The sequence below is a fragment of the Microcystis sp. M079S1 genome, assembly GCF_020246425.1.
GTDB lineage: Bacteria > Cyanobacteriota > Cyanobacteriia > Cyanobacteriales > Microcystaceae > Microcystis > Microcystis aeruginosa.
On sequence record NZ_JADBSZ010000261.1, the window covers coordinates 1 to 11,128 of the forward strand.

An 11,128-nucleotide genomic window follows, 5' to 3' on the forward strand; every position below is an offset into this window, starting at 1 on the left:
AATAACATATAGGGATTATAAAAATGATAGTTTCGTAAATCCCAACTAACATCTTGACCTAAAATAACCGAGATAATTCCCAAAGCAACAAAGTAGATAATTGCCCAAAATAAGGGATGAGAAAGTGGAAAACGTTTCAGGATTGTCATAATTAAAAGTTCAAGATTTATTTGTTTAGTTTTACTAGCTTAACTTGGCAATTTATAGTTAAGGATGAGATTAAGATTACCTAGTAACAATCCCCAAAAGACAATCAGCATGATTATCTTGACAAAATTAGTTAAAATTTTCGATTTTTTCTCGGTTAAATCATTAAAGAAAAATCCCCCTAAAGTAATTGCCGTTCCGATAATAAAGTAATATCTACCGTAAGGGGAACTCAAAACCCAATCCTTAATATTTAAATTCACCGACCAAACGACAATAAAAATAAAGATAGTGGCAGCACTGATAAAATCAGGGTTCTTACGAAAATCGTCTAAGAATATACCAAGCACTAGAAAGAGAAATCCATAGTAAGGAATTACATACCAAGCATAGTAATGACTTTGAGCACCAGAAAAAATAAGAAGAATTGTATAGATTAATATAGGAAAAATAATTAATCGTATCTTAGATATTTTCAAAGGAAATCTGGCCACTAACAGTAGAGTAATCCAACTAAAAATTAACCAACCATCCTCAAAAAAAACTGTAGGTAAAACTAGATTTTTTAACATAGCAAAATCCGTAAAGCGATTTTTATGTTCTTGGAGAGTAGTTAAAAACCAACTAAAATCATAAAACCAACCGTAAAGGTAATACAAACCAAAGGATAAAACTGCCGTCAGAGAAGCGATTAAGCTATCTCGCCAATTTTTTTGTAATAATAGTAAAGCGACTAGAGAACCTAGAATATATAATCCTGTCACCTTAACTAAAGGTGCTAAACCACCTAGAACTATAGCCAAGTATAGATACTTTTTTTGATACTTTTCACCGTACTGAAGGAATAAAATTGCTACCGCTAAACTTAGACATAATAATAAATTTTCACTAACTGCTAAACGAGATAAAAAAACCGTATTGGGGTTAGTGGCAAAAATTAAAGAAGTTATAATCGCCACACCGGTATTAGTCAAACGTAAGGCCAATAAATAAAGTAAGAAAATAGAGAGAGTGCCAAAAACTAAAGAAGGAATTCTAATTACTGTTAAACTACAGTCAAAAAATTCCTTTGCTCCCGATAAAATAGCCGTCATACCCACAATTAATCCAAACAAGGGAGGATGATCAAACCAAGGGGTAACAAAACGATAACGAACAGCAGTTTTTTCCCAAACTGTCACCAAAAAATCATCCGTGGGACTGAGGAAAGACCAACTGGTAGGAACTCCCTCTTGAATCAAACTCATGCCACTCCAAGCAAAAGCAAATTCATCTTGAGTCCAGTTATAGGGAGGCAAGGAATCGTACTGATAATATCTTAAGATAAATCCCAAGACCGTAATTAATACACCTAGAAATAGACGGTAATCAAACTTTTCAAAATTCTTAAATATAAAATCTCGATGCAGCATTATTCTGAAATTGGCTCGCTATTTATCTTTTGGGGTGAACCCGTGCTATTGTAACATGGTTTGACGGTTAAATTTTTTGACAAACCCAGAGCGATTAAATACCCGATTATCGAGGTTAAGTCATCTCGATAATTTCTCCTTCGTAAATTCTCAGGGATATCAAATGGTCAACCCATCCTTAGACCAACTCTACGCAAGGGACTCATTTCTGGCAGAAAAGTTCCCCCTTTCTCCCTACTAAACTATAACTTAAGAGATTGACATTACCATCAGCAATATGCTAAAAAACATTAGCTTAAGTAGGGAGGCACAATTATTTGTAGGATAGGTTAGCGGTAGCGTAACATAATCGGGCGTTGGGTTTCATGCTTCAACCCAACCTACGTTCATCTTATATTTAATTCCACCCACCTACTTGATAGCCGAGTACCAACAATTACCCCGTTAAAAATCCCTATATTTTCCCCTAAAGCAAACATCTTGTCCTTAGTTGCCAACATGATTCGTCAGTTAAATTATTCTAGAGTTTGGTTGTTATTAATTCTTATTTTTGCCCTTTTCCTGCGTCTAAATGCCGCTTTCTCTTATCCTAATATTCTCTGGCCGGATGAAATTTTTCAGACCTTAGAACAGGGTCATCGACTAGCTTTTGGTAATGGGATGATACCTTGGGATTTTCGGGACGGGATTCGTTCTTGGTTATTTCCAGGCATTCTTGGCGGGATTATGAAGTTAACTGCTGGTTTTTCCGAGGGCTCCAGTGGCTATCTGGCCAGCGTCAAGATTTTCCTCAGTTTACTATCTTTAATTCCCGTTTGGATCGGATTCTCGATCGCCTACGAAAGCATCGGTTTGGCCGGCGCTATCCTAACCGGCGGTATTTGTGCGATTTGGTTTGAATTTATTTATTTTGCCCCGAAAGCCTTCACCGAAGTTATGGCCGCTTATTCCCTGCTGGTGGGCGTTTATTTAGGATGCTACGGCAAAAATCCCCCCTCTCGTCAGCGACTGTATTGGACGGGGTTTTTCTACGGATTGACCACCTATCTTCGATTTCATTTACTGCCTGCCATCGCCATCGCCCTCATTTATCAAGTTAGACAAAAAAACTTTCCACAATTACCGCCCCTTGCCCTCGGTTTTATCGGTCCGGTTTTGCTGGGGGGTGCTTTAGATGCTTTCACTTTGTCCACCCCCTTCCAATCGATTTGGAAACTGATCTGGATTAATATTTTTGAAGGAAAATTTAATAGTTTTGGCGTATCCCCCTGGCAGCAATATTTTACTTGGTTAGCCCTCAATTGGTCTTGGTGGCTGTTTCCGATCCTCGTCTTCTCTGCAATCGCTGCTCGTCGTCACTGGATTCTCGCCCTTCTGGCCCTAGTTATTATCCTCTCTCACAGCTTTTTAGGTCACAAAGAATATCGCTATATGTTCCCTGCCCTACCATTAATTATTATTCTCGCCGGTTTGGGAACCGCCACTCTCGTCTCGCGTTTATCGTTAATGCGAGGTTCCCTCGCCGGCAAAACTATCGTTATTTTTAGTAGTTTACTTCTTTGGGCTTTTCTATCCTGGTTGCTGGCGGGGCGTTTTAATACCGACCAGACTTTTAATTTCGGACCGCCTTGGCAAAAACCGGGCTATACTCACTGGCAAACCCACGGCGGACAATTACAGGCCTATCAGTATTTAAGTAGCGAGAAAAAACTCTGCGGTTTAGGAGTAAAAGGATTGGCGTGGCAGTACACGGGGGGATACGCCTACTTACACCAAGATGTGCCGATTTATTTCCTCAAAGATAACCAAAATTTTGAGGAACTACAACCTTATTTTAATTATCTATTATTTAACCAAGACCGGGCCGCGGTCGGAGATTATCAACGGGAGAAATGCTTTAACGGAACTTGCGTTTATAGGCGCTCGAATTCTTGTCAAGTTAACCCGAATTATCATATCAATCAGTATCTCAAAGAAGCTGGCGAGTAGGATAATATATCCTTAGGCAAACTTGCTAAATTTGTCAAAAATAAGTCTAAAAAGCAGAGAAAAATTAATTATGTAAGCGGGATAACTTCGATCATGAAAAAAGTTAAAATCTGGTCAATTTGCCTAAGTTTTCTGATTTTAATCTACATACTTTTTGTTATGATCGTCAACCTGTCCTCTTTCCCCGGATTGCACGGAGATGAGGCTTGGTTTGGACTGAATGCCAGGGAAATCCTCCACCACGGAACTCGATCGCTCCACGGACTAAACACCTATACTAGCTCTTTCTATAGCTGGTTAATTTCCCTAACATTTCGCTTGCTAGGCATCAAAGTTTTTTCCTTGCGATTACTGGGGGTTTTCCTTAACCTATTAGGTTTTATTATCGTCGTTTATAGCCTGAATAAATATGTGGATCAAAAGACGAGTATTCTTTTCTTATTTTTACTACTATCTTGTTCTTCTTTACTGCTTTTTCCTAGAATAGCCTGGGAAGTATGCGCTTTACAAGTATTCTTTCTTTCCCTTAAATTTAAGCTTCTTCTCAAGTACTTTAAAAATCATGAATTTACTGGACTCGATATCTTTCTTTTCCTTTTCATAACTTCCCTGGGAGTTATCAATCATTTTATCTTTATCTTTGAATCCCTCGGTTTAACTGTGGCGGCTCTAAGTCTGCACCTACGTTATTTTAATAAAACCACGATCCAGCTTTTCTATTTATCTTTTTTATCCCTGACAGTCGTTTCTATAATTTATGTAACTCAACCTTTAATTAGTGATGAAATTTTTCAAGCATATCGATATATTTTATTAATAATTAGCCTAGCAGTTCTCGCTCTTTTTAGTAAAGTTTTTATCAGAACGCAGCAACAAATTAGCCAGATTTTATCCTTGCCACCACGGTTTAAGCAAATATTTTCTTGGTTAGCTGGTGTTTTTCTCCTACTGCTATCACTATTTTTATTGAGAAACTTCCTGACTATTCATTCCCAAAGTTTTCTTGGCACTATCTCAGGAATTATCGTCATCGAAAGACTCTCCTCCAGCCTGTTAACTGTCTTGGAAAAACAATGGTTAGAAATTACTTGGATAGCTCTCATAAGTATTTTTATCCTGCGGGGATTACAAAAGCTAATCAATAATAACACGGCTAATAACTTACAAACGGAGGTATTTTTCTATTTATATCCCCTATTCTGTTTATTGTTTGTTTCCCTAGCACCGGGTAACTCCGATCGCTATTATATTATTCCGGGTTATCTTTTTCTGATTGCTTTTCCCCTAGTCGTCCGCAGTCAATATATTACCTATCAAGTTTGTTACCTATACCTATCACTAATTATTTTATTAGGATTCACCTTCACCCTGCAGCAAACTCTCCTCTGGAGAAGTATTTTAGCCAGCGAAAACGAATCACCACGATTGATCCATTATGGAAACTTTCAAGATTTATGCTATCACTTTTTAAAACATAATCAACTCTTACAATTCCTGCAAGAAAAACAAATTTGTTAAATAAATCAAATCGATAGAAATACGGTTTACTTTATCTATGCTCCCTGAGACTTTCATTTTCTTGAACGGCAGCTTTTCTGTCATAATCCCACCACTGTTTTGATCGAATACTGTCCCCATTGTCGAGATTTTTCTAAATATTTTAAAATCATCGAAACTAATCATTATTAACGGGTAAAATTGCAGTAGTCAGAAGGTAAATTATTCTCTAAGGAAGTTACCACGAATTTATAATACTTTAAAATAAATCATCTGCACAAATTCTCGGCTTAATATTAACAAAAGCCCATAATAAGCTGATTTTAAAACTCAAAATTGTTGATTAAATATCTTGACAAATGATCCCGATCGAGGGTATTATTGGCGTAGTTTTGGTAAAAATACCCAACAGCCAGACACACTCTGGACTAACTTAGTAAAATTAATTCCCCCCTATTGATAGATGAAAATCAAGAAATATCTTAAGTTCTGGAAATATCCTCGCTTAGTTGATGAACGAGAGACTTTAATTGAAGAACGAGATTCTCTCAAAGATCATCTGAAGAGTTTGAATCAAGAAAAACAAGAAATGATTCGGGAAAAAAATGCTCTTTATGAAAGATTAGGTCAGTTATCCTTAACCATTCCCGAACTGCAAGAAATTAGTCCGAAACTTCTCGATATTAGCGTGATCAAAAATAATGCCCGCCAGTTTCGAGTCCAATTAGATGCCGAAAAAGAAAAACTGGCTCCCGACAATTTTGGCTGGTATCCTTACAACACTTTAACCTGCTTCGAGATTCTCGAATTACTATTAACGGGTAAAAACCGTTTTCTCCTGGAATTAATCTCGGAAAAACCGATTGTTGATATTGGTTGTGCCGATGGGGATCTGGCGTTTTTTCTGGAATCTTTGGGCTGTAAAGTGCAGGTAGTGGACTACGCTCCTACTAACTTTAATCTTATGCAGGGGGTTAAACTGCTCAAAACCGCACTTTCTTCCTCTGTGGAGATTCATGATGTTAACTTAGATTCCCAGTTTCTCCTCCCCGAAAAAAGCTATAGTTTAGTCATCTTCTTAGGAATTTTATACCATCTCAAAAATCCCTACTATGCCCTCGAAACCTTAGCTAAATCTGCCAATTATTGCCTGATTAGCACCCGCGTCACTAAGTTTAATGCGGTGAGTAATGCCGCTAATCGAATCGATCTTTCCGCGATTCCTCTAGCCTATTTACTCGATGAACTAGAAGCAAATAATGATTCCACCAACTATTGGATCTTTTCTAATGCCGGGTTGCGCCGAATTTTACAGCGAACCGGCTGGGAAATTTGCGATTATATAACAGTAGGTAATACCGAAAACTCCGATCCCGCCAGTCGTGACGGCGATGAAAGAGCCTATTGTTTAGTAAAAAGTCGTTTCTATCAAGATTAAGTAGGTAGGTGTTAAAAGTTGTCAGACACCCCCCTTATCAAGGGGGGCAGGAGGGATCCCCCCGCCTATCGGCACCCCCCTTATCAAGGGGGGCAGGGGGGATCGAACCCAAAATCTATCTTCAATTTAATTATAACTACTTACTTAGAAATGCCTAAATATCAGACCAGTCTCCTAAAAATATGAACTATCCCCCTAATCCCCTCTTAAACCGACGTAGCTTGCTGAAATTAGCGGCCCTAGCCGGAGGAAGTGCCGGACTAGCTACCCTTCTCTCCTCTCGGCTCAGTTACTCTGCCGACCAAAACCAGGCTATTGCCAAGAATATAGAGGCAATAGAGGAATTTTTGCGGCAAATTCGCCCAGTAGATTCGCAAAATCTCCAGTGGACAGAATATAGCTTTGAAACAGTCACCGTTGATCGTCAAGGGCAAATTATCGATCGCCGTCAGGGTAGCGCTCGCTCCTGGAGCGAACCCCTAGGCAACGGCAGCGAACTAGAAATGGTGGCTATTCCGGGGGGCAGTTTTCGACGCGGCTCGAAAAATGAGGAAAAAGGCGATCATACTAGCAGTGAAAAACCAGAAAATTCCCTGACGACGGCGGCTTTTTTTCTGAGCAAATACCCGATCACCCAAGCACAATGGCGAGCGATCGCCCAACTACCCAAAATTAATCTCGAACTCAACCCGGCGCCCTCCTTTTTCCAAGGCGATAACTTGCCTGTTGAAAGAGTCTCCTGGTACGAGGCGATCGAATTTTGTCAAAGACTCTCCCGATCCACCGGCAAAGATTACCGACTAGCGAGTGAATCACGCTGGGAATACGCCTGTCGCGCCGGTACAACCACCCCCTTTTACTGCGGGGAAACCCTCACCAGCGAGCGGGCCAATTACTTTGCCGTCTATGATCCCTACGCCGAAGAACCAGCCAGCGCCTATCTGGCCAGGACTACCCCGGTGGGCAGTTTCGCCCCCAATAATTTCGGTCTCTACGATATGCACGGCAACGTGGGCGAATGGTGCGCCGATAGCTGGCACCGGAATTACGAGGGAACCCCGCCCCTGGATGGTAGTGCTTGGTTAGACAGGGATACTCGCTTGCAGCCCCGTTATCGTTCCGCCCGTTTAGTGCGAGGGGGCAGTTGGGGCGATGAAGCTAGGCACCTACGCAGTGCCAATCGCACCTTTTGCCTTCCCGATCAACACCACAGTGTCTTGGGTTTACGAGTCATGGCCGATAGTACCGGTTAATCAATGCTTGTGTCCGCCCAAGAGACGACAAAGGTATGGTTCAATAGGTTAGGTTCCAAAGGGCCAAAACTATTCAGAATCTTCTGCCGTTGTCAGTGCGTCTATAGCTAAATCAACCGCGAGTGAGGTCAAATTTTTCATGAAGGTACAGCAGTCTCATCTTTTCTTAACTCCCCCCACAGGAGATCTACAGGTACCTTTATCTCCTCCTCCCCCGGACGACGGCAATTTAGAAGAAGAAAAAAATTATCCTCTCAGCCTGTCTCTAGTCATTCCCACCTACAATGAACGGCAAAATATCGTTCAATTAGTCAACATTCTCAGTCAAATACTTGACGAAGCCCTTGCCAACGATTACGAACTGATCGTTGTCGATGATAATAGTCCCGATCGCACTTGGGAAGTCGCCGCATCTTTAATCGCTGAATATCCCCAGCTGCGAGTGCTGCGCCGGGAAGGAGAAAAAGGCCTATCCTCGGCAGTGGTACGGGGGTGGCAAGTGGCACGGGGCGACATCCTTGGGGTCATCGATGCCGATTTACAGCATCCCCCGGAAGTGTTATTAAAATTATTCGAGCAAACCAGAGCCGGAGCCGATCTCGCCGTGGCTAGTCGCCATGTGGAAGGGGGTGGAGTCAGCGAATGGAGTCTGACTCGACGCTTCCTCTCCCGGGGGGCGCAGCTGTTGGGATTAGTCATTCTGCCTAACGTGGTGGGACGGGTATCGGATCCGATGAGTGGCTATTTCATGGTTAATCGACAAGCGATCGCAGGCCCGATCTTAAACCCGATGGGCTATAAAATTCTCCTCGAAGTTATCGGTCGCGGCAATATCGACCGGATCGCCGAAGTGGGTTACGTTTTCCAAGAGCGTCAAGACGGTGAAAGCAAAGTCACCTGGCAACAATACATCGAATATATCCTGCACTTGCTGAAATTGCGTTCCCGCGGTCGTTTCGGTGGCCTGAAAAGGCGTTGGCAATTCCCCCTCGCTCGCTTTCTTCGCTTTAGTTTAGTCGGGTTTAGTGGCGTATTCGTCGATATGGCCATCTTTTATCTCCTCAGCGATCCCACTACCCTCGCTTGGGGAGTAACTCGCAGTAAGATTATCGCCGCCGAGGTGGCCATTATTAATAATTTTCTTTGGAACGATCGCTGGACTTTTGGCGATTTGTCCACTGGCCAAAATCAGTGGCAGCAGCGTCTGAAACGTTTTCTTAAATTTAATCTTATTTGTTTGGCCGGTTTGATCCTCAACGTCCTGCTCTTAAACTTTTTCTTCAATGTCTTACATATTAATCGCTATATTGCTAACTTAATTGCGATCGCTATGGTTACTGTTTGGAACTTCTGGATGAATTTAAAACTCAGTTGGCGTGTGACGGAGGTTAAACCGGAAAAGTCCGGCAAGCCATAGGAAAGCCTTTGAAAACTTTTCCTCTCATCCCGCAAACCCTTTTTAACTCTTGTTCAACCTCTGGCAGCCTTAATTTTTGGGACTTAAAAGCAGCCCAAGGTCAACAGGAAACCGATTACCGGGGATTAAGTCTCAAGGAGGGGATGGAATGGCTTGCTCAAAATGCCGATGACTTTGCTTGGGGAAAGGCCGCCGACCCCGATTATTATGCTTTCCCCCATTGTCCGACAATTCATGCCGTCCAACGTCAAGAAACCCCCCTAACTATCATTAAACATTGTCGTCAGCCATGATCGAAATGACCGCTATTCCGCCGATTTCCCTGCAAAACTACCGTATCGCGGCGATTATTCCCTGTCACAACGAAGAACTAACGATCGCAAAAGTTGTCTCCCAATTCCAAACTTTTTTGCCAGAAGCGGCAATTTATGTCTATAACAACCGCTCTAGCGATGATACCGTGACCGAGGCACTCAAAGCGGGGGCGATCGTTCGTCAGGAAATCCAACCGGGAAAAGGCAATGTTGTCCGGCGGATGTTTGCCGATATCGAGGCCGATATCTATATTCTCATCGATGGTGATGATACCTACGAAATTGCGGCAGTACGACGCTTAATTGAACGAATGCTGCGGGAACAATTGGATATGGTTGTCGGTGCGCGTCGGGAAGCGGCAAAATCCTCCCAGGCTTATCGTCCCGGTCATCGGGCTGGTAATCTATTTTTAACAGGATTGGTGAAATTTCTGTTTGGAGCGCGTTTAATCGATATGCTCTCCGGTTATCGCATCTTTTCTCGTCGTTTCGTCAAATCTTTTCCCGCTTTGTCCAATGGTTTCGAGATTGAAACCGAGTTAACTATCCACGCTTTAGAATTAAAAATTCCCTTCGCCGAAGAACCAACCCTCTACGGGGAACGTCCCGAAGGTTCCCAAAGTAAGTTAAAAACCTTTCAAGATGGCTGGCGAGTATTGGGAACCGCTATCTTACTTTTTAAAGAAATTCGTCCTTTTCTCTTTTTTAGCCTTGTCTCGCTCATTTTGGCGGTTATTTCCCTCCTCTTAGCGATCCCCGTCCTGTTTGAATACCTCGAAACCGGCTTAGTACCACGTTTTCCCACCGCTATTTTATCGGCCTCGATCATGCTTTTAGCCTTTTTAAGTTTGACCTGTGGCATGATCCTCGATTCCGTCTCCCGGGGACGAAAAGAGATGAAACGAATGGCTTATCTAGCTAACAGTTGGCTGAAAGGTTAGGGAAAAAGTTCACTAAACATACAGGTCTAGGTAACATCTGGGGTTAAACCGTCTCTAACCGTTGCAGCACGGAGGAGGGTTTTTTGTCAATAAATTCCGCCGGCGAAATTTGATATTTAATCAGATTGGCTAATTCCTGTAGTTGGCTGATGGCTTCCGCACCTTCGAGTTTCATTAACTCTCGATCATCGCGCATTTCTGTCCAAGTGATGCCGTAATCGGACACGAGAAACCGAATTAGATGGGTTTCACCCAATCCCACCATAAAAGATGCGCTGTTCATTTGACCGCCACAGGTGTAGCAAGATGCTAGATAACCTTGATTTTCTAGTGCGATCGCTAAGGCCTGTAAATCCATGACTAAGTCTTTGACCAGTTGGCGATGCTGTTCTGCAAGTCGTTTAAACACAATGTTCCTCCTGACAACACTGCTCAATTATAAAACCTTAATACTTTTTTAAGATTCTTTTTTGAGAAAATAAGATATGTGAACCAGGTTTTTTTACGGATGTTAAGTAACAAAATGTAAAGAACCCGATACCTAGAGTAGCGTGAATTCCTGAGATAGCCAAGTATATGTAGGGTTTGCTGAATAAATCTAAAAACCTTGTTGGGTAAGACTTTTAGACCTTTTGTCAATCAAAAAGTACCGGATATGGGAGTGATCAGGGGGAAAATTCCGGGACTTTTTCCCTGAAAATTAGGTAGTTGACCACCTGA

At 42.0% G+C, this 11,128-nt stretch carries 9 protein-coding genes; 7 read left to right on the forward strand and 2 right to left on the reverse strand.

Annotated elements, in window-relative coordinates; all coding sequences use genetic code 11:
- Positions 1 to 188 precede the first annotated feature (188 nt).
- Positions 189 to 1,559 carry an ArnT family glycosyltransferase gene (locus IM456_RS17130; protein ID WP_149985877.1) on the reverse strand — a complete coding sequence of 457 codons (1,371 nt, stop codon included), beginning with the start codon at positions 1,557 to 1,559 and terminating at the stop codon, positions 189 to 191.
- Between the two features lie 498 nt (positions 1,560 to 2,057).
- Here IM456_RS17130 and IM456_RS17135 point away from each other — a divergent pair, with 498 nt between their 5' ends.
- From IM456_RS17135 to IM456_RS17165, 7 genes are all read left to right on the forward strand, one after another.
- A complete protein-coding gene (locus IM456_RS17135; RefSeq protein WP_353737720.1) occupies positions 2,058 to 3,548 on the forward strand; it encodes a glycosyltransferase family protein in 1,491 nt (496 codons plus the stop codon).
- Positions 3,549 to 3,641: 93 nt separating this feature from the next.
- Positions 3,642 to 5,066, forward strand: coding sequence for a glycosyltransferase family protein (locus tag IM456_RS17140; RefSeq protein ID WP_287693198.1), 1,425 nt, complete (start codon positions 3,642 to 3,644; stop codon positions 5,064 to 5,066).
- Between the two features lie 442 nt (positions 5,067 to 5,508).
- Positions 5,509 to 6,483, forward strand: a complete 975-nt coding sequence (locus IM456_RS17145) for a methyltransferase domain-containing protein (protein WP_149985879.1) — start codon at positions 5,509 to 5,511, stop codon at positions 6,481 to 6,483.
- Positions 6,484 to 6,665: 182 nt separating this feature from the next.
- Positions 6,666 to 7,736, forward strand: coding sequence for a formylglycine-generating enzyme family protein (locus IM456_RS17150; RefSeq protein WP_287693197.1), 1,071 nt, complete (start codon positions 6,666 to 6,668; stop codon positions 7,734 to 7,736).
- Between the two features lie 139 nt (positions 7,737 to 7,875).
- Positions 7,876 to 9,153, forward strand: a complete 1,278-nt coding sequence (locus IM456_RS17155) for a glycosyltransferase (RefSeq protein WP_149985881.1) — start codon at positions 7,876 to 7,878, stop codon at positions 9,151 to 9,153.
- Positions 9,154 to 9,161: 8 nt separating this feature from the next.
- Positions 9,162 to 9,446, forward strand: a complete 285-nt coding sequence (locus tag IM456_RS17160; RefSeq protein WP_149985882.1) for a hypothetical protein — start codon at positions 9,162 to 9,164, stop codon at positions 9,444 to 9,446.
- Positions 9,443 to 10,408 (forward strand): glycosyltransferase family 2 protein, encoded by a 966-nt coding sequence (locus IM456_RS17165; protein WP_149985883.1) that lies wholly within the window; start codon positions 9,443 to 9,445, stop codon positions 10,406 to 10,408. The genes IM456_RS17160 and IM456_RS17165 overlap by 4 nt, the downstream gene beginning before the upstream one ends.
- 43 nt (positions 10,409 to 10,451) lie before the next feature.
- Here IM456_RS17165 and IM456_RS17170 read toward each other — a convergent pair whose 3' ends face one another.
- Entirely contained in the window at positions 10,452 to 10,817 is a 366-nt protein-coding gene (locus IM456_RS17170; protein ID WP_002801757.1) for a DUF1815 family protein, read from the reverse strand.
- Positions 10,818 to 11,128 lie beyond the last annotated feature (311 nt).